This is a genomic window from Pedobacter sp. AC163, assembly GCF_979258665.1.
Genome location: NZ_OZ409872.1, coordinates 2,391,218 through 2,409,224, shown reverse-complemented (window position 1 = coordinate 2,409,224; position 18,007 = coordinate 2,391,218). Strand labels below are relative to the sequence as shown.

Below are 18,007 nucleotides of genomic sequence, written 5' to 3'. Positions count from 1 at the left end.
GATTTGAGGAACTTTGCAGCCAAATCCCCGGATATTAAAAATCAAGTTTTGGAAGAGAATAGTACGCATCAGGAAGTTTTAAATCAGGCAGAAGTTAAAACCGTTCAAATCCAAAGTTCTCCAAACCGGATTCGGTTAGCGGTTTCATTATTTTATTTTGGGCAAGGTATTGCATTTGCCTCCTGGGCGAGCAGAATTCCTGATATTAAACACAGCTTAAATTTATCAGATGGCGAACTTGGCAGTATTTTGTTGGCGCTTCCATTGGGGCAATTGGTTACTATGCCAATTTCAGGTGGGTTGGTAACTAAATACGGCAGTAAAGTTATTTTGACCATTACGGCTCCCTTATATGTTCTGGCCTTAAGTAATTTGGGGTTGGCTACCGCTTCCTGGCACTTAGCCGCGTTTCTCTTTCTTTTTGGTGTAATAGGAAATATGTGCAACATTGCGGTAAATACGCAGGGTTCAGAAGCAGAAAAATTATTTGGTCGCCCTATTATGACATCTTTTCACGGCGCCTGGAGTATTGCAGGTTTCACGGGTGCATTGGTTGGTTTATTAATGGTTAATCTCCATATTGTTCCTTATCATCACTTTTGGATTATTGTCGCTTTAATTTTCATAAACGTATTTTTCAATTATAAACACTTGGTTCCTGGCAAAGGAACGAGAACTGAACGGAAAGGAAAGCTTTTTGTAAAGCCCGAGGGCGTTCTTTTACAGTTGGGGATTATTGGTTTTTGTAGCATGGCCACAGAAGGCGCCATGTTCGATTGGAGTGGGGTTTATTTCAAGGAAATCGTTAAAGCACCATCTTCTTTAGTAATTTTAGGCTACGCTTCTTTTATGGTCATGATGGCCACCGGAAGGTTTGTGGGTGATCGAATTATTGCCAGCCTAGGAAGAAAAAAGACCATTCAAATCAGTGGGTTAATTATATCTTCCGGAATGTTTCTTTCTGTTTTTCTGCCTTATATTATTCCAGCAACTATCGGTTTTATGTTGGTGGGTATAGGTGTATCGAGTATCGTTCCTACAGTTTACAGCGTTGCAGGGAAAAATGGAAAAATGTCGGCGGGTATGGCTATCGCGATGGTTTCTAGTGTGAGTTACTTAGGCTTTTTGATGGGACCGCCGCTCATTGGTTATATTTCAGCATTGTCAAGCCTTCAGTACTCGTATGCTGTAATTGGGATATTTGGGTTATTGGTAAGTTTTTTGGTAACGAAGATAAAAGCTATTGAGTAGATTATAGAATACTTATCTGGTAAACGGTCTTCTTGCCGAATGTCTAATCCTTAGTATTCTAATTTCCTGATCTAGTTTTCTAAATGATATTCTATAGCTATCAATTTCAAATGCATAGAAACTTCCATCATTATTTCGTTTTAAACGATCAGTTTGGTAAACATCGAAGTGGACTGGTAAAGATCTTATTTTTGATAAAATTTGGTTTTCTATCTTGATTGCATAATCTAAAAGATTGTTGTCTTCCAGGTATTGAATAATATTTAAAAGTTGAATAATTGCAAGTTTATTCCACTTTATTCTCATGTGTTTGAATTACGCCTTTTTGCAAAATATGCTTCCACATCTTCATGTAAAATGAATTCACCTTTAGCAATTTGTTTGTCGGCTTGATTTAACTCCTCATTATATTGATTAGCAAATTCACTTTCCACATCATCAGCTTTATCTCCAACTCCCGATTGATATTTATAATTTAAACTTTCTAAAAAAGCAATCAAAATTTTTTCCTCTTGCTGATTTTTTACGCTAACAAGTATGCCCATAAATCAAATTTAATGAAAATTAACTGCAATTGATAGGCTCTACTCTTTCTTAACGAGATTAAATTCCCTCAACGTAGCGATCGCCAATTCTATCAGCCTTAAGTTTTCATACTGATGGCCATGTTGCACTTCTACATTAATATAAGGAATGCTATTTTGCATGGCATATACAGAAAGTGATCCATCATTTTCAACAAATTTCGATTGCAATATCACATTCACATTGGCTTTTTTCAAGCTTGTAAATAATCTTGGTTCAGTTACATAAAGTAAATCATCGCCATCCATTTCAAAATTTATAAATACAGAATCAGCGGTGCTGGATAAATCATAACCAGGCAAATAAGAAGAGATACCAAAACCTCCATCAGCATTATTGTGTAATGTTAAAATGTAGCCAGTTGATTTTGGATCGTAAAAATCAACAATTTGTTTACCTGCATCCAGAATCAATTTTTCTACCTCGTTAGAGCTAAAATAATCTTTTTTAAGTCTGCTGCTTACACCTCGCTGTGTATAAATTGCATTTGGATCTATTCGATATTGATCGTCCATGTGAGTAAAAACATAATCACGTACGCCACCATATTGGCTATCAATTAATTCTCCACCACTCCAGCGGATGTAATCAAAACCAGCCTTTACACCGGTATCTTCATTATCATGAACCACCAGAAACTTTATGCCATTGGGTTTGTATGAGTATTGAACTAAATTGATATTCAGATCGGCAATTTTAATAAATGATGAATCTGTTGTCATCGCTGGAAAAACAGGGGGATGTTGAGCATTTGCTAACAGTGAAGCGATGATTAAAATGAGAGTTGAAGCAACTTTAAACATATCACTAATATACAATGTTGCTTAATATTTTGTTTGGAAAGTTGGTTTTTGTACTGCTTTTGTACCTAAACGGGATGGAAGTGATATACTTTTAGTGGTACAAACTTAAAAATTGAACTGCCTTTTACTAAAAGATTTAACGAACAGCCCGACTGCACAATCCGATGAAAAACTGAAGCACCTTTTCTAAAAATTATTAACCAAAAAAGGTCGCCTTTGGGAGGCGACCTGATTGATTGTTAATGTGGATGAATTAATATTTTAATGACCGTGATCTAAATCATATTCATTTACATCTTTGTGATCGTAAGGCTCAACCATTAAATCATCAATAGTTTGACCCTTTTTATCATAACCAAATTTGTGCAACATATTGTCGAAAATTTGATACATCACCGGTACAACGACTAATGTTAAGAAGAGCGAACTCGTTAAACCACCGATAATAACCCAAGCCAAACCGTTTTTCCAATCGGCACCAGCACCACTGGCTAACGCGATAGGCAACATACCAATTACCATGGCAATGGTTGTCATCAAAATCGGGCGTAAACGGGCATGGTTAGCTAAAATTAGAGCCTCGTGAGTAGACTTTCCTTGTGCTTTCATTTGGTTGGTAAAATCGACGAGGATAATCGCATTCTTTGCCACCAAACCCATCAGCATAATGAAACCTAAAATAGTGAAGATACCCAATGCATTATTGGTTAAAGCCAGGGCAAGCAAGGCACCAATTAGGGCAAGCGGTAATGAGAACATTACTACCAGCGGATAAACAAAACTATCGTATAAGGCCACCATGATTAGATAAACCAATACAATCGCTGCAAGTAAGGCGATACCTAAAGTACCAAATCCTTCACTTTGATTTTCTTGGTCACCCGCCCAATAGAAGCTGATTCCGGCTGGTTTTTTCAATTTATCCAGCTCGGTTTGGAAATTGGTTACCACTGTACCCGTTGGTACGCCAACAGTTTGGGCTTTTACCGTTACTGAAGTCGATTTATTTAAACGCTCTAGTAAACTTGGTCCAGAACCTTCTTTAATTTCAGCAAACTGCGAAAGCTTGATTTGTTGCCCGGCCTGGTTAGTGAAAATCAGATTACGAACATCATCAATATCTTTTCTGTCGAAATCCTGATATTGAATGTTGATATCGTACTCATATTCTCCCTGACGGAACTTTCCATCAGTATTACCAGCAAAAGCAGTTTGCATCGTTGCACCTACTGTTTGCAGTGTAAGGCCCAAGGCCGACATTTTATCGCGATCTACCTTTACGTTAATCTCTGGTGTTCCTTTTTCTACTGATAATTTAGTTTGTGTAGCTCCTGGGATTTTTGCAAGAACATTTTGTGCCTTTTGTGCAAAAGCTAAAACGCTATCCAACTCAGAACCCATTACTACAAATTGGATTGGTGCGTCATCGGCAGTTCCCAAAATACCAATCGGAACGGTTTTAATTTTGGCTCCTACCAGTACTTTCTCTAACTCACGGGTGTAGGTAGTGGAAATGATATCCGAAGAAACATTTCCTCTCTCTTCTTTCTCCTTTAATTTTACGTTGATCTCCGATTTATAAGCCGTAGATTGACTTGCGCCCATACCTTCACTCGATTGACCAACCGTAGCAATGGTTTGAATTACATCTTTCTGTTTGCTTAAATAATCCTCAGCTTTTTGCGTGTAGAAGTTGGTTTGTTCCAAAGAAACATCCTTAGGCATTTCTATTTGCAATAAGAACTCGCCTTTATCTGATTTAGGGAAAAACTCAAAACCAATATATCCACCTGCTAATAAACCACATGATGAGATAAACATTACAAACATAATGATTAATGTAAGTGCCTTATGACCTAAGGTCCATATTAAAAGGTTTGTAATCCACTGGGTAAACTTGCGCAATTGTTTTTCAAACCAAAGGATGAATTTTCCGAAGATATTTTTTCCTTCAATACGTTCTAATTTACCAAAACGAGAGAAAATTAATGGTACAATAGTAAATGATGCTACCAACGAAAGCAATGTTGAAATGATTACCACCACACAAAACTGACGTAAAATGTTGGCCACCATACCGGTACTCACCGCAATTGGGAAGAACACTACTACGATTACAAACGTGATGGAAACTACGGTAAAACCAATTTCTCGGGTTGCATCAGAAGCTGCTCTAACCCTGTTTTTACCCATCTCCATGTGGCGCTGAATGTTCTCCAAAACCACAATCGCATCATCGACCAGGATACCTACCACGAGTGATAGACCCAGTAATGACATTAAATTTAAGGTGTAACCGAATAAAGCAATACCAATAAATGTTGCAATTAACGATGCAGGTATCGAAATCATTACGATTACAGCGTTACGCAAACTGTGTAAGAAGAAAAGCATTACGATTGCTACCAGCACAACAGCAAGCATTAAATCGTGGATTACCGCATCGGCTGATTCTAGCGTATAAACCGAACTATCGTTTACGATTTTAATATCTAAACCAACATTTTTATAATCGGCTTTAAGTTTTTCGATGGTTTGCTTTGTACCTTCACTTACCGTTACTGCGTTGGCATCACTTTGTTTAATAATTTGAACAGCGATAGAGTTTGCTCGGTTAATACGGGCAATTTTTTCTGTTTCCTTTTGCGTATCCTGAACGTCGGCAATATCACCTAAGCGAATTTGAGCCCCATCTTTACTGGTACTCACCACTAGGTTACGCATGTCTTCTACACTAGCGTATTTACCAGATAAACGTACCAAAATGTCTTGCGCTCTCGTTTTAACACTTCCGGTAGGGAAATCTAAGTTAGAAGATAAAATGGCTTGCTGAATTGCAGGAACCGATAAGCCGTAACCTTGCAGTTTTTTTGCATCCATTGCTACTTTAATTTCACGCTCAGAACCACCAATTAAGTTTACCTGTGCCACACCTGGTACACGCGAAATAATTGGTGCAATACGTTTGTCCATCAAATCGTAGAACGAAATATCGTCCATGTTGCCTGATGCAGACATCGTGATTACCGGAAAGTCATCCAAAGAGAACTTACTTAATGATGGTTGTTTTACATCGTCAGGTAAATCGGCTAAAATCGCATTTACCTTTCTTTGTGCATCATTTAAGGCAATATCTATCTCTGCTTTATCGGTAAGGGTAATAATTACTACAGATAAACTCTCATAGGAGTTGGCATTGATTTTTTTGATATTTTCCATTGAGGAAACCGCATCCTCAATTTTTTTGGTAACGGTACTTTCTACCTCATTAGGTGAAGCACCAGGGTAGATAGTTGAGATAGATACTACGTTAGAAGAAAACTTTGGTAAAAGTTCGTATCCCAACGAGAAATAACTCAATAAACCCATCAGCGTTAGTGCGGTAAATACCACAATAACCAATGAAGGTCTTTTTATTGATATGTCAGTGATTTTCATTTTTCTTGGTATTGCGTTTGGCGTACAGCGATTAGCTGGCCGGTTTAGCGCCAAGCGTTTAAGCCTGGAGCTTTTTACTTTTTACTTTCGACGTTTTACTTAATAACCGTAACTGGTGTACCCTCGTTTAAGTTAATTTGGCCACTGGTAATTACTGTTTCACCTTCTTTTAAGCCATCTATTACCTCTACGTTTTCACCCAAAATACGTCCTGAAACTACTTTACGGGTTTGAGCGGTATTTTTAGCTTTATCTAAAATATATACTTCGTTACTGCTTACGCTACCAACGAAAGCTGTACGTGGTACTAAAATAGCTGGCGCTTGTTTAGGGAATTTAAAAACCGCTGAACCATACATACCAGCTCTTAAGCTATTTTTAACATTGTTTGTTACTTCAACTTCGATAGGAAAGTTTAAAGTTTCATCGGCTTTAGCAGCAATGAAAGTTACTTTACCGGTAAACTTATCCTGTGGAAAAACAGAAGATTGAATTTGAACTGCATCGCCGATTTTTAAGTTAGCCACCTGGCTTTCGTTAACGTTTACTTTCAACTTTAACTTTGAAACATCTACCAATTCAAATAATTGAGTTCCTGGTGCTACAACAGCGCCAACTTCGATCATTTTTTTGTTTACAATACCATTAATTGATGATCTAATGTTAGCATCATTTAACTTACGTTGTTGTTGCTGTAAACGAATTTTAGCATTTTGAGCAGTTAAACGTGCCTGATCTACCTGCTGTTGAGTTACACCACCTGTTTTGAAAGAGCTTTCATAACGTTGTAAGTCTTTTTGTGCGTTTTGATAAGTAGCTTCTGCAGTTTCTCTATCGGTGTTCAAAATTTCAGCATCAATTCTAGCCAATACTGTTCCTTTGCTTACACGACTACCTTCTTCTACAAAAATTTTGCTCACACGACCAGAGTTTTCAGCCATGAAGTTTAATTCTTGATTAGCTGCAAAAGTACCATTCGCCGTAAAATCCAGGTTAATTTCTTTACGCTCAACTGTAGCGGTTTTAACAGCAACAGCGCCGCTGCCCTTCGCGATAAATGCTGTCGTTTCTTCTGCCTTTTTCTTGTTGTTTGTTAAAACATAAGCAATTGCGCCAAGGGCAACAATAACTACAACAATGATGATAATTATTCTTTTCATTTTTATTGTACTAGCGATTTAATATTTCCGTTTGATTTTATTAATTGTATTTCGGCTATTTTATAGTTTAATAAAGCCTGGGTATAACTGTTTTGAGATGATGTAAGTGAATTTTCTGTATCCAATAAATCAGTTAAAGAAGCCAACCCGTTGTTATAGTTATTCTGAGTGCTTTTGTAAATTTCTTGAGCCAACTCTACGTTTTTACGTTGCGAGTTAATGGTATTCAAGTTATTGCGAAGTTGAATTTTAGCATTTTCGTAAGCCAGATTCAGCGAGTTTACTGATTCCTTTCTGTCTTCTTTTGCTTTCAAAATTTCAACATTTGCCTGGCGAACTTTTGAACGCGTTAAAAAACCGTTAAAAATTGGAACACGTAAAGTTAAACCTATCGCCGATGCCCCGTAGCCAATAGCTGCAGCATTCGAGCTTAAAAAATCAAAACCATCACTCTGACTAGAATAAGTGTAGTTGCCTGTTAATGCCAACGATGGATAATATTCTGCCAGATAAGCTTTACGCTGTAAGCTAAGTAGTTTATCTTGCGTGTTGAGCAATTTAACCTCTGTTCTGTTTGCCAAATCAACTGAATCAGTAAAAACCGGCAATTGTGTAACCTGAGTTAATTCGGTTACCGGTAATTGGATAGGTGTGCTTACTGGCATCCCCATCGAAAATTTTAGCTGATTTTCCAATTGAACAATCGCGTTAACCACTTGCTCTCTTTGAGTATTTAAGTTGGTTAAATTTACGCTGATCCGATCCACATCAATTTTTCGTGCCAATCCATTTTTAAACTGGTTGGAGATTACTTTTTCAACCGTTTTAACATTTTTGATGTTAGTATCAAGTACATTTAATTGTTGTCTGTTCACCAAAACCTGATAATAGTTATTGGCAACCAATTCAATTATTTGTTCTTCGGTTAACTGTGAGGTGAGGTTGTAATATTCTTCGCTAGAACGTGCCGCCTGCAAACCTGTAAAAACCTGTTGGTTAAACAATTGTTGCGAAAGCTGTACGCCAGCATTAGAATTCCAGTTTTGTCCTAACTTAATAGCTTGTGCCTGACCACCGAAATCGGCAACTAATTGTCCAATGATTGGGTTGTAAGTTAAGCCAGCAGTACCAGTAAGTTGAGGTAAAGCCTGTGCCCTTACTTCTTGTACCTTATATCGTCCACCTTCAATGTCGAGTTTCGATTTGCGAACACGGGCATTGTTTTGAAGCGCATAGGTTAGCGCATCTTTTAAGGTAACCTGCTGTTGTGCAGTTACCAGTTCAGGTAAAGCCATGCCTATTAACAGGATGAGCATTAATTTTACCATTTTTACTCTAAGCATAATATATTGATTTTGTTTTTTGGGTTCTTATTTTTAGTATCAGGTAGTTGGTATCAAGTATCAAGACGTGATGACAATTGCAACTGTTTAGCACTGGAAATACTTGTTCTTTGCTCCTTGATCCTTAATCTTTACTTTTTGTTCTTTGCTCTTTACTCTTTGCTCCTTGTTCTTCCTAGCACTTCAATCCTTTTGTGAAAATTGAAGAAAGATCTTTTTGCTTTTGGCTCATCTTATTTAATGCTTTCTTATCAGGGAAAATATCTTTAGCCGTTTCCATTACGCACATGGTGGTTAAACCCATTAAGCTTTCTAAATATAGCTCTGCAACATGAGATACATCTTCATGGTCTATTTCGCCTTTTTCTTTTGCACTGCCGAAAACCTTTGCGAAAAAATCTTTTTCAATGTCTTTTAATTCATTCAGCTTGGTTTTAATCGATTCGTCGTTTAATAAATCTGGAACACCCTCCGCAATTTTTAACATGTAATATTTTTGGAAAAAGGTATTTCTAACATCTATTGTGTTTACCAATATGGTCTCTAATCCCAGTTCGGGATTGTACTTCTTTTGTATGGCCTCAAAAAATTCGTTAAAAATCTTCTCAATCACACCAAGAATCAAGTGTTTCTTATCTGGGAAATAATAATAAAGTGAGGGTTTGGAAACCGAAAGGTCATCAGCAATATCGTTCATAGTGGTTTTTCCAATACCGAAATGACTAAATCTTTTTATAGCACCCTCAATAATCTGCTCTCTCTTTTTATCAGCTACAATCATCTTACTTTTCTACTTTCTGACTTTTTTAATATTTTAGTCAAAAATAGGCCAATAATTTTAAATGTTAATCATCTGATTAAAAATTGAATGTTATGTTACAATGTTATGACACTTAAAAGCGTTTTTAAATGGTTTATTAGATAATTTGCAACTCTTAGATAAACTTTAGAATGAATGTATTTTTAAGCATCTTGATCGTAATTTCTACCATCGTTGTAATGGAATGCGTTTCCTGGTGCATACATAAATATTTGTTTCATGGTCCGCTATGGTTTATGCATAAAAGTCATCATGAAAAATCACATTCATTTTTTGAATGGAACGACTTATTTGCCTTGCTTTTTGCCGGCCTTTCTCTTTATTTAATGTTTATTGATAGAGATGGTTTTGGTTATCGTTTCTTCATTGGATTAGGAATTAGTGTATACGGCGTAATCTATTTTGTCATTCACGATTGGTTTGTTCACAGAAGATTTAAAACGTTTCAGAGTAATAATGGCTATTTAAGAGCAGTAAGAAAAGCGCATAAAATTCATCACAAAAATCAAGGCAAAGAAAAAAGTAGAGCCTTTGGGTTACTGTTTGTGCGGAAGGATTTGTTAAATAGCTGATAAATTCTGGCAAGGTGCTTGTTTCCAGCTTATAAACTTCTTTTATGAAAAATATATTCCGCCTCTTTGCAATTTCAATATTAATATTTTCCTGTACAAAAAGAACAGATAAAGATCGAGCCATAGATTTGGTTGAATCTAAATATGAAAATGCTGAACAGAAACTGGATTTTAATGATGTAAAGTTAGATAGCCTTTACAACATCTCGCCAAAAGCTTACGCGGATAGCTTGAGTAAAGGCCATCAGTTAGATTCCACATTGGCAGTTTTGGAGACTGAGATTGAACATTTACCTCAAGCCGAATCAGATAGTGTTGGTTTAGTAAGTGCAGCGTTAACAAAACAACGTTATCGGTTGCTCGAATTGGCGAAAACGAAGCCAGAGTTTCTAGGCTGGACACTATCGCGTGTAAAAGTCGAGGGTGTACAAAGAGAAACGATCAGTTTTAATTTTGATAAAGAGATCACAAAGATTGTGGAGTGATAGTTATATTAGTGATCACAAACTTCAGTCATGTCTATAAAACAATATCTTCTCTTTTTTTATTACTAATTGTACAGTCTGGTTTTTCACAGCAGCAATTAGGTAATAACCAATTTTCATTAGCTGGCACAACAGATCTTAAAGATGGGGAGATTATATTCCTACAATATGAGGGTGTAAGCGATTCTACCACGGTAAAAAACGGCAAGTTCCACTTCAAAGGCAGAGTTGATGAGCCTACATTTGCGGCACTCAAAAACGGAAAAACAAATGTATTAGACGGGCCGCCAGCTGTTAGGTTTTTTATTGAGCCTGTAAAAATGGATATTATTGCATGGAAGGATAAGTTTTATAAGGCAAAACTTTCAGGTTCTGAAACACAGAAAGTTCTAGATGAGGTTAATTTAAAGGATGAATATGATGTGGTACGGGATAGTCTCGAATTTTATACTGCCAAAATTCAAAAAGACGACAGGACAGGATTTATTAAAAGTAATTTAGACTCTATTTATAGAAGAAGATATAAATTGTTTTCTGTCATTAATGAAAGAAAATTAGCTTTTCTTAAAAATAATCCAACATCATATTTAAGTCCTTTTTTTTTGGTCGCAGAAAGAGGCATTTCTCGGGATTCAATCAGATTTTACTACAATCAATTTTCTCCAGTTGTGCAGAATAGTTTTTGGGGCCGAATGGTATATAAGCAATTAAATTATAAAAGTTTAAGCAATATTGGGCAGCAAGCCCCACATTTCAAGGCAAAATCTTTAAGTAATGAAGAAATATTGTTGAGTAACTTTAAGGATAAACAATATGTCTTGCTTGATTTTTGGGGTACTTGGTGCGTAAAATGCCGGGAGTTAAGTCCTGATTTAATTTCGCTGTATAAGCAATACCAAACTAAAGGGCTGGAGATACTGAGTATAGCATATGATCATGATCGCCAACTTTGGAAAAATGCAATTTCAGTCGACAAAACTGGATCATGGAAGCATGTTTTGTTAAAAGATGTGAACCTCATTGGATCAAATGACAACCTGTTAACTCAATATAGTATAAGTGCTTTCCCTACTTTTATTTTTAATTGATAAAGAAGGAGAAATTGCTGGTCGTTACTTAGGGTCGGGCAACGAATTTTATATTGATCTAAAAAATAAGTTAAAAGAGATTTTTGAATAACTTTCTCTTAAGTCTCATTAAAATTTCATCCCTTTTTATTTTACTTTTGTGGCAAATACAAACTAGTTATGCTTCACATTCAAGAAAATATTTCGCTCAAACCTTACAACTCTTTCAGTATCGATGTTAAGGCAAACTATTTTGCGGAGATTTTTTCTGAAGCAGATTTAAAAGACTTATTCGAAAACGAGCTTACTAAAACGCAGAAATTATTAATCATCGGCGGTGGGAGCAATGTGCTTTTCACGCGAGATTATGAGGGTTTAGTAATCAAGATCAGCATTAAAGGAATCGAATCAAAAACCGATGGAGATAATATACTCGTTACTGCAGGTGCTGGCGAAGTATGGAACGATTTTGTAAACGATTGCGTAGAAAAAAACTTTGCAGGAGTAGAAAACCTAAGCTTGATCCCTGGAACGGTTGGCGCTTCGCCCATTCAGAATATTGGTGCTTATGGAGTAGAACTTAAAGATGTTTTTGAAAGTTGTACCGCATTCGAAATCAAAACCGGCGAAATCAAAACCTTTAATTTCAGCGATTGCCATTTCGGTTATCGTGAAAGTATTTTTAAGGCGGAGTTAAAAGGTCAATTTATTATTACCTCAGTAACTTTCCGCTTATCTGCACAACCAAAAATAAATACATCTTATGGGGCTATTGAGGTAGAACTTCAAAAGCGGGCGATAGAAAATCCAACCATTGCCGATGTTTCTTCGGCAGTATCACATATTCGGGTGAGTAAACTTCCCGATCCATCTACCATTGGCAATGCCGGTAGCTTTTTCAAAAACCCGGTAATTGAGAAGTATGAATTTGCCGATGTGGTGGCCAAACACCCTGATGTTGTGCACTATCCAACACCCGATGATAAGATCAAACTTGCTGCGGGCTGGTTGATAGAGCAATGTGGCTGGAAAGGAAAAGTTGTTGGCCAAACCGGTACCTGGAAAAATCAGGCCCTGGTATTGGTTAATCATGGAAATGCAACGGGTTCGGAAGTGTATAATTTTTCTGCACAAATAATAGACAGTGTGAAGTCTACTTTTGGAGTCACTCTGGAAAGAGAAGTAAATATTCTGTGACGGAAGCAACCTTTAGCAAGGTTTTGCTGTTTTAGTTCCGTGCCAAAAAAACTTGGTATTAAGTTTGTTTAGTAAAAAACAATGAACATCAATTCATTTGTTTTAAATCTTACCTAAAGCTAAATATCATGACAAAATTTGAATTCAATCATCTGGTTAACCATCACTCAGTTTCACTTAGATCTTATGCTTTAAATTTTACCAAAGATGCCGAAGATGCAAATGATCTTGTTCAAGATACAATGCTCAAAGCCATCACTTACTATAACAAGTTTAAAGAAGGAACAAATTTAAAAGGATGGTTGTTTACAATCATGAAAAATACTTTCATTAACAACTATCGTCGTTTAGTAAAAACAAATACTTTAATTACACAAAGCGAAGATATTTCTTCTGCTAACCTTTCTTATAGCGCTACAAAAAACCAGGCAGAAAGTAAATTTGTACTTGGTGATATTGACAAAGCACTTGCTCAATTACCAGAAGAATATTATGTTCCTTTCATTCGTTATTTCGAAGGTTACAAATACCACGAAATTGCCGATATGTTGCAGATTCCAATAGGTACTGTAAAAACCCGTATTCACGTGGCGAGAGGAATTTTGAAAAAATATCTGAAAACATATTCTAAAGATATTGCTATTGCAGAAATGGCATAAAACATATTTTCTGAAAAGAATGAGAAGTCTCAGCGAAAGTTGAGACTTTTTTTTGTCGAATTTTTTGGAGCGCAACAATTAGAACTCTTTTGTAAGTAAGTTCCCGCTTTCCCTACAAGTCCTCGCTTTTTCCATTCCACCATCCCACGCACAGCTCCGGGCTTTTCGTACAATCGGGGCTAATTTTAAAATGAACTGCTATTGGCAAGAGCTGCCAACGTTAAAAGTGTAGAGATTATTGCTGTTCAAATGATTTTCTGGAAAAGCAAAAGGCCCGGAAAATATCCAGGCCTTATTGCTTATCATATATTTGGTTAGTTGATTCTTATGTTTGCTTTCAACAATTTGCCTTCTCTCTCTATTCGAAACAAATGCAAACCTCAAACAATATTGCGTTTAAAAGGTTATTTGCAGTGTTTTTGTTTTGTGGATATAAAGATAAGGGAAATTTTAAGTTTGTCAAGCTTTTTTTAACTTTTTTATTATTTCTTGTGCTGCCACTTGGCCAGATATGATTGCAGGTGGCACTCCAGGGCCTGGAACAGTCAATTGTCCCGTGTATAACATATTTGTTACTTTGCTTTTCATTTTAGGTTTTAAAAATGCGGTTTGTTTCAAAGTGTTTGCTAGGCCATAAGCGTTGCCTTTAAAAGCATGGTAATCGTCAACAAAATCTTTCATGGCATAACTTCGCTTAAAAATAATGTTATCCTTAATATCATTGCCTGTTAAAATCTTAAATCGTTCTAATAATAAATTAAAATATTCCTCACGTTTAGTGTCACTGTCTTCCAGGTCAGGGGCAATAGGAATCAGGAAAAATAAATTCTCACAGCCTACCGGTGCAACGCTTTGGTCGGTTACCGACGGACAGCACGCATAAAATAAAGGTTTATCTGGCCACTTCGGGTTCGTATAAATTTCTTCAGCATGTGCATCAAAATCCTCATCGAAAAATAGATTATGATGAAGGATATTGTTTAATTTCTTATTTAACCCGATATAAAAAAGCAGGCAAGAGGGAGCCATTGTTCTCGATTGCCAATATTTTTCATCATAGTTGCGATAAGCCTTGTCCAATAATTTTTGGTCTATATGGTGATAATCGGCGTTGCCAACTACAAAATCAGTTGCAAAGTTGCCTTTGTTGGTTAACAGTTCCTTTGCAATTCCATCCTCCACACTAATTTTATTTACTTCGGTATTGAACAAGAATTTTACACCCTGTTGCTCGGCTATGCTTTGCATGGCTTCAACAATTTTATGCATGCCACCAATTGGATACCAGGTACCCAAAACTAAGTCAGCGTAGTTCATTAAACTATACAATGCTGGAGTGTTTTGTGGAGTAGCGCCTAAAAACAGTACAGGGAACTCCAAAAGCTTCCTAAGCTGCTCATTTTTAAAAAGCTGATGCACGTGTTTGCGCATATTACCTAACAGCTGCAGTTTAATGCCACTAATAGCCAAACGCGGATCAAAATATTCCATCACACTGTGCGAAGGTTTGAACACATATTCATTCATTCCTACATCATATTTGTACTTTGCCTGTGCTAAAAAAGAATCGAGGTTTTTAGAACTCCCGGGTTCAAGCTTTTCGAAAAGCTCATATAATTCTTCAAGCGTAGCAGGTACGTCTATAGTTTGCGCTTTTCCAAAATAGATACGGTAAGATGGATTCAGCCTTTTAAGCTCATAGAAATCGGCAGTTTTCTTACCGAATATTTGATAGAAATTTTCAAAAACATCAGGCATCCAATACCAGCTTGGCCCCATATCAAATAAGAAACCATCTTTACTCCAGGTTCTGGCTCGGCCCCCGGCCATTTCATTTTTCTCAATAACAGTAACATCGCAACCATCTTTCGCCAATAATGCTGCGGCAGATATTCCTGCGAAACCGGCACCGATCACGGTTACCTTTGGTTTTTTATCCATGGTGTAAATAAAGCGATTTTTAGTGATTTTGTTTTGATCGGCATGCTTTTCCCTTATCAATAGGATCAAAAATACGAAAGTATAAAACCATTCGCTTTTCTTACCTTTGCTTATACATGATAAAACTGCGATTTTTGTTCCTAACCTGTTTTGCATTGATAAACGTTGCAAAAGCACAGCTTTCTCCAAAAGAGATCGCAGTTTTAAAAACCGATTTGGTTAAAGCAGTAGAGAATGAAGCATTAACGGATTCGCTATTTAAAAAACTCAACCGGTTACCAAATAAAACTGCGTTAACCGTTGCCTATGCAGGTACTTTAGAAGCGTTGAAAGCTAAACATACCTGGAACCCATATAATAAAATAAAATACGTTAAAGGTTCTCTGAAAACCATGCAAAAAGCAGTAAATATGGACAAAGAAAATCTTGAAATCCGTTTTATGCGCTTTTCGATTGAGCACTTTACCCCAGGCTTTTTAGGGCTTAGTAAAAATCTAAACACCGATAGGAAAGAAATTGTTAAGCATTACCAGAACCGTAACTTTGGGGTCGCAGACGACGCTTTAATAAAAAATGTAGCCCGGTTTATGATTGATAGTAAGCGTTGTACCGCCGAAGAAATTAAAACTTTACAGAAATACATATAATGAACTACGTTTATCTACTCATCAATATTGGAGTAATCTTATTTCCCCTTGCCTTGTCTTTTGATAAAAAAGTTCATTTCTATAGCAAATGGAAATTTATCATCCCCGCTATCCTGATTACGGGCGTTGTTTTTTTAATCTGGGATTTGTTGTTTGTAAAGCTTGATGTGTGGTCTTTCAATCCTGATTACCTCGTGGGTATTTATTTATGGGGCCTGCCACTGGAAGAAATGTTGTTCTTTCTCACCGTTCCTTACGCCTGCGTATTTATCTACGAATGCCTCAACGCTTATTTCCCCAATAACAGCCTGCAAAAATATAGTTTGGCGGTAAGCCATGCCGTGTTGGGTATCTGCTTTGCATTTTTATTTTTTGGTTATACAAAATGGTATACGTTAATTAATTTCGGTTTTCTATTCGTGTTATTGTTCGCAGTAGAGTATGTCAACCAGAAATACAGGTTCATGTACAAATTTTATCGGGCCTATTTAGTTGCGCTGATCCCTTTTTATATTGTAAACGGCTTTTTAACATCCATCCCGGTGGTGATTTATAACAACAATGAAAATTTAAATTTCCGCGTTGGCACTATTCCTTTTGAAGATCATTTTTATTTGATGGGTTTGTTGTTAATGAACATTTATTTATACGAGCGATTTAAAATTAAAGCCCTACAAACGGGATGATAGGTTTAGGAAATGAAAGTTTTTACATCTTGGGTCAGATTGTCCCGCCATACGCTATAGCTCCGGGAAGGCCGGAGGCTGCCGCTTTTGTCGGGTTTAAAAACAAGGGCTTGTGCTATAACAAAACTACTAACAACCTCGAAATGTACACGAATTAATGGAGCTGCCGATTTATACAAAACAACAATTAGCGTTAAGAAACGGGCAAGATAAACCGCAGATTTGGGTTGCATACAAAGGTTTGATTTACGACATGACTGACAGCCGGTTATGGCGAAACGGTAAACATTACGAGCATTGGGCAGGACAAGATTTAACAGATGAACTTCCTGATGCACCCCATACCGACGCCGTTTTCGAAAAATTTACTCCTATTGGAAAAGTTGGCTAAATCCAGGCAAAGAATTAATAAACAACTCTTTCTCATTCTGGATGGTAATTCGCTCTCAAAAAATTCCCGAGGCAATCATCGTCAATTCTACGATCCTGTATACAAGGCGAAAACTATTACTTCAGGCTTCGGGCTGGCTAAGCTGGAACAAGCCGATTAATATCAAAACCGACAACCTTATGGTTTTACGAAACGATATACTCAACAATTGCTTGCGAATGTATTTTTGTAGTATCAAACATGGGGATATTAAAGTCGTCCTGATTGATTAGCATAGGGATTTCTGTACACCCTAATATGATACATTCAGCGCCACTGTCTACAAGTTCTTTTATAATAGAGATATAATTGATTTTTGTTTCTGGATTGATAAAACCTATCCCTAACTCTTCTTTTAAGGTTCGTTGAATATAATCTCTTGTTTCCTGTTTTTCAGGTATGAGCACCTCCAGTCCATACTGTTCTAGTTTGTCCCTGTAAAAGTTCATTTCCATTGTGAACTTTGTAGCCAACAGGCCTACTTTTTTGTACCCAGTTTTATTAATCGTTTTTGCAGTTTCTTCTCCAATATGAATGATAGGCAGTCCTATTGTACCCTGAAGTTTATCCGCAAAAAGATGGGCTGTATTTGCACATAAAACAATACTTTCAACCCCTGAATTTTTTAAGCTTCTGCAGGCACCTAACAATAATTCATAAGAATTATCCCACCCTGCGGATTGAATGTCGCCAAAATTCAAGGAATAGATGATGCATTCTGCAAAGTTCAGTCCTCCTAGCCTGGCATTAACCCCCTCGTTAATGAATTTGTAATAATCCATTGTTGATACCCAGCTTATTCCGCCAACCAGTCCTATTTTTTTCATAGAAATATTTATTGCCAATATTAACTTATTTCAAGCGCTCTCAACAGCCGCTTGATTAATAGAATTTCTGAAACAAGAAAGCCTTACCGGGCATGG

The 18,007-nt window shown here is 36.7% G+C and carries 18 protein-coding genes; 9 read left to right on the top strand and 9 right to left on the bottom strand.

Annotated features, from left to right (window positions below; genetic code table 11):
* Nucleotides 1-48: 48 nt before the first annotated feature.
* Nucleotides 49-1,251 carry an MFS transporter gene (locus tag ACZZZK_RS10260; protein ID WP_463484040.1) on the top strand — a complete coding sequence of 401 codons (1,203 nt, stop codon included), beginning with the start codon at nucleotides 49-51 and terminating at the stop codon, nucleotides 1,249-1,251.
* Nucleotides 1,252-1,263: 12 nt separating this feature from the next.
* Here the strand turns inward: ACZZZK_RS10260 and ACZZZK_RS10255 are convergent, their stop codons facing one another.
* The 7 genes from ACZZZK_RS10255 to ACZZZK_RS10225 all read right to left on the bottom strand — a co-directional run bounded on the left by ACZZZK_RS10255 (nucleotide 1,264) and on the right by ACZZZK_RS10225 (nucleotide 9,361).
* Complete coding sequence (locus tag ACZZZK_RS10255; protein ID WP_463484039.1) at nucleotides 1,264-1,557, bottom strand: type II toxin-antitoxin system RelE/ParE family toxin; 294 nt, start codon at nucleotides 1,555-1,557, stop codon at nucleotides 1,264-1,266.
* On the bottom strand, nucleotides 1,554-1,796 hold the full coding sequence (locus tag ACZZZK_RS10250; RefSeq protein ID WP_463484038.1) for a hypothetical protein: 243 nt from the start codon (nucleotides 1,794-1,796) through the stop codon (nucleotides 1,554-1,556). The genes ACZZZK_RS10255 and ACZZZK_RS10250 overlap by 4 nt, the downstream gene beginning before the upstream one ends.
* 39 nt (nucleotides 1,797-1,835) lie before the next feature.
* A complete protein-coding gene (locus ACZZZK_RS10245; protein WP_463484037.1) occupies nucleotides 1,836-2,639 on the bottom strand; it encodes a hypothetical protein in 804 nt (267 codons plus the stop codon).
* Nucleotides 2,640-2,900: 261 nt separating this feature from the next.
* Nucleotides 2,901-6,077, bottom strand: coding sequence for an efflux RND transporter permease subunit (locus ACZZZK_RS10240; protein ID WP_463484036.1), 3,177 nt, complete (start codon nucleotides 6,075-6,077; stop codon nucleotides 2,901-2,903).
* Nucleotides 6,078-6,172: 95 nt separating this feature from the next.
* Nucleotides 6,173-7,237: an efflux RND transporter periplasmic adaptor subunit gene (locus ACZZZK_RS10235; RefSeq protein WP_463484035.1), complete on the bottom strand. Its 1,065-nt coding sequence runs from the start codon at nucleotides 7,235-7,237 to the stop codon at nucleotides 6,173-6,175.
* A 2-nt stretch (nucleotides 7,238-7,239) separates the two neighbouring features.
* On the bottom strand, nucleotides 7,240-8,580 hold the full coding sequence (locus ACZZZK_RS10230) for a TolC family protein (RefSeq protein WP_463484034.1): 1,341 nt from the start codon (nucleotides 8,578-8,580) through the stop codon (nucleotides 7,240-7,242).
* A 175-nt stretch (nucleotides 8,581-8,755) separates the two neighbouring features.
* Nucleotides 8,756-9,361: a TetR/AcrR family transcriptional regulator gene (locus tag ACZZZK_RS10225; protein WP_463484033.1), complete on the bottom strand. Its 606-nt coding sequence runs from the start codon at nucleotides 9,359-9,361 to the stop codon at nucleotides 8,756-8,758.
* A 170-nt stretch (nucleotides 9,362-9,531) separates the two neighbouring features.
* Here ACZZZK_RS10225 and ACZZZK_RS10220 point away from each other — a divergent pair, with 170 nt between their 5' ends.
* From ACZZZK_RS10220 to ACZZZK_RS10200, 5 genes are all read left to right on the top strand, one after another.
* Nucleotides 9,532-9,972 (top strand): sterol desaturase family protein, encoded by a 441-nt coding sequence (locus tag ACZZZK_RS10220; RefSeq protein ID WP_463484032.1) that lies wholly within the window; start codon nucleotides 9,532-9,534, stop codon nucleotides 9,970-9,972.
* A gap of 44 nt (nucleotides 9,973-10,016) precedes the next feature.
* On the top strand, nucleotides 10,017-10,457 hold the full coding sequence (locus ACZZZK_RS10215; RefSeq protein ID WP_463484031.1) for a hypothetical protein: 441 nt from the start codon (nucleotides 10,017-10,019) through the stop codon (nucleotides 10,455-10,457).
* Nucleotides 10,454-11,545 (top strand): DUF4369 domain-containing protein, encoded by a 1,092-nt coding sequence (locus tag ACZZZK_RS10210; RefSeq protein ID WP_463484030.1) that lies wholly within the window; start codon nucleotides 10,454-10,456, stop codon nucleotides 11,543-11,545. Before ACZZZK_RS10215 ends, ACZZZK_RS10210 begins: the two co-directional genes overlap by 4 nt.
* A gap of 159 nt (nucleotides 11,546-11,704) precedes the next feature.
* A complete protein-coding gene (murB, locus tag ACZZZK_RS10205; RefSeq protein WP_463484029.1) occupies nucleotides 11,705-12,721 on the top strand; it encodes a UDP-N-acetylmuramate dehydrogenase in 1,017 nt (338 codons plus the stop codon).
* Between the two features lie 128 nt (nucleotides 12,722-12,849).
* Nucleotides 12,850-13,380 (top strand): RNA polymerase sigma factor, encoded by a 531-nt coding sequence (locus ACZZZK_RS10200; RefSeq protein ID WP_154279199.1) that lies wholly within the window; start codon nucleotides 12,850-12,852, stop codon nucleotides 13,378-13,380.
* Nucleotides 13,381-13,839: 459 nt separating this feature from the next.
* Here the strand turns inward: ACZZZK_RS10200 and ACZZZK_RS10195 are convergent, their stop codons facing one another.
* Complete coding sequence (locus ACZZZK_RS10195; RefSeq protein WP_463484028.1) at nucleotides 13,840-15,477, bottom strand: phytoene desaturase family protein; 1,638 nt, start codon at nucleotides 15,475-15,477, stop codon at nucleotides 13,840-13,842.
* Here ACZZZK_RS10195 and ACZZZK_RS10190 point away from each other — a divergent pair.
* The 3 genes from ACZZZK_RS10190 to ACZZZK_RS10180 all read left to right on the top strand — a co-directional run bounded on the left by ACZZZK_RS10190 (nucleotide 15,477) and on the right by ACZZZK_RS10180 (nucleotide 17,045).
* On the top strand, nucleotides 15,477-15,968 hold the full coding sequence (locus ACZZZK_RS10190) for a hypothetical protein (protein ID WP_463484027.1): 492 nt from the start codon (nucleotides 15,477-15,479) through the stop codon (nucleotides 15,966-15,968). The two genes, ACZZZK_RS10195 and ACZZZK_RS10190, sit on opposite strands and share 1 nt — an antisense overlap.
* Nucleotides 15,968-16,654: a lycopene cyclase domain-containing protein gene (locus ACZZZK_RS10185; protein WP_463484026.1), complete on the top strand. Its 687-nt coding sequence runs from the start codon at nucleotides 15,968-15,970 to the stop codon at nucleotides 16,652-16,654. The genes ACZZZK_RS10190 and ACZZZK_RS10185 overlap by 1 nt, the downstream gene beginning before the upstream one ends.
* 157 nt (nucleotides 16,655-16,811) lie before the next feature.
* Entirely contained in the window at nucleotides 16,812-17,045 is a 234-nt protein-coding gene (locus ACZZZK_RS10180) for a cytochrome b5 domain-containing protein (protein WP_265799475.1), read from the top strand.
* A 185-nt stretch (nucleotides 17,046-17,230) separates the two neighbouring features.
* On the opposite strand, the gene ACZZZK_RS10175 is transcribed toward ACZZZK_RS10180, so the two are convergent.
* Nucleotides 17,231-17,911 (bottom strand): aspartate/glutamate racemase family protein, encoded by a 681-nt coding sequence (locus ACZZZK_RS10175; RefSeq protein ID WP_463484025.1) that lies wholly within the window; start codon nucleotides 17,909-17,911, stop codon nucleotides 17,231-17,233.
* Nucleotides 17,912-18,007: the final 96 nt, after the last annotated feature.

Bases quoted from the DNA above. Each gene is read 5' to 3' on its own strand.
- ACZZZK_RS10245 (WP_463484037.1), bottom strand. From the start codon at position 2,639: ATGTTTAAAGTTGCTTCAACTCTCATTTTAATCATCGCTTCACTGTTA.
- ACZZZK_RS10250 (WP_463484038.1), bottom strand. From the start codon at position 1,796: ATGGGCATACTTGTTAGCGTAAAAAATCAGCAAGAGGAAAAAATTTTG.
- ACZZZK_RS10185 (WP_463484026.1), top strand. From the start codon at position 15,968: ATGAACTACGTTTATCTACTCATCAATATTGGAGTAATCTTATTTCCC.
- ACZZZK_RS10200 (WP_154279199.1), top strand. From the start codon at position 12,850: ATGACAAAATTTGAATTCAATCATCTGGTTAACCATCACTCAGTTTCA.
- ACZZZK_RS10235 (WP_463484035.1), bottom strand. From the start codon at position 7,237: ATGAAAAGAATAATTATCATCATTGTTGTAGTTATTGTTGCCCTTGGC.
- ACZZZK_RS10230 (WP_463484034.1), bottom strand. From the start codon at position 8,580: ATGCTTAGAGTAAAAATGGTAAAATTAATGCTCATCCTGTTAATAGGC.
- ACZZZK_RS10255 (WP_463484039.1), bottom strand. From the start codon at position 1,557: ATGAGAATAAAGTGGAATAAACTTGCAATTATTCAACTTTTAAATATT.
- ACZZZK_RS10175 (WP_463484025.1), bottom strand. From the start codon at position 17,911: ATGAAAAAAATAGGACTGGTTGGCGGAATAAGCTGGGTATCAACAATG.
- ACZZZK_RS10215 (WP_463484031.1), top strand. From the start codon at position 10,017: ATGAAAAATATATTCCGCCTCTTTGCAATTTCAATATTAATATTTTCC.
- murB (WP_463484029.1), top strand. From the start codon at position 11,705: ATGCTTCACATTCAAGAAAATATTTCGCTCAAACCTTACAACTCTTTC.
- ACZZZK_RS10225 (WP_463484033.1), bottom strand. From the start codon at position 9,361: ATGATTGTAGCTGATAAAAAGAGAGAGCAGATTATTGAGGGTGCTATA.
- ACZZZK_RS10195 (WP_463484028.1), bottom strand. From the start codon at position 15,477: ATGCAAAACAGGTTAGGAACAAAAATCGCAGTTTTATCATGTATAAGC.
- ACZZZK_RS10220 (WP_463484032.1), top strand. From the start codon at position 9,532: ATGAATGTATTTTTAAGCATCTTGATCGTAATTTCTACCATCGTTGTA.
- ACZZZK_RS10180 (WP_265799475.1), top strand. From the start codon at position 16,812: ATGGAGCTGCCGATTTATACAAAACAACAATTAGCGTTAAGAAACGGG.
- ACZZZK_RS10240 (WP_463484036.1), bottom strand. From the start codon at position 6,077: ATGAAAATCACTGACATATCAATAAAAAGACCTTCATTGGTTATTGTG.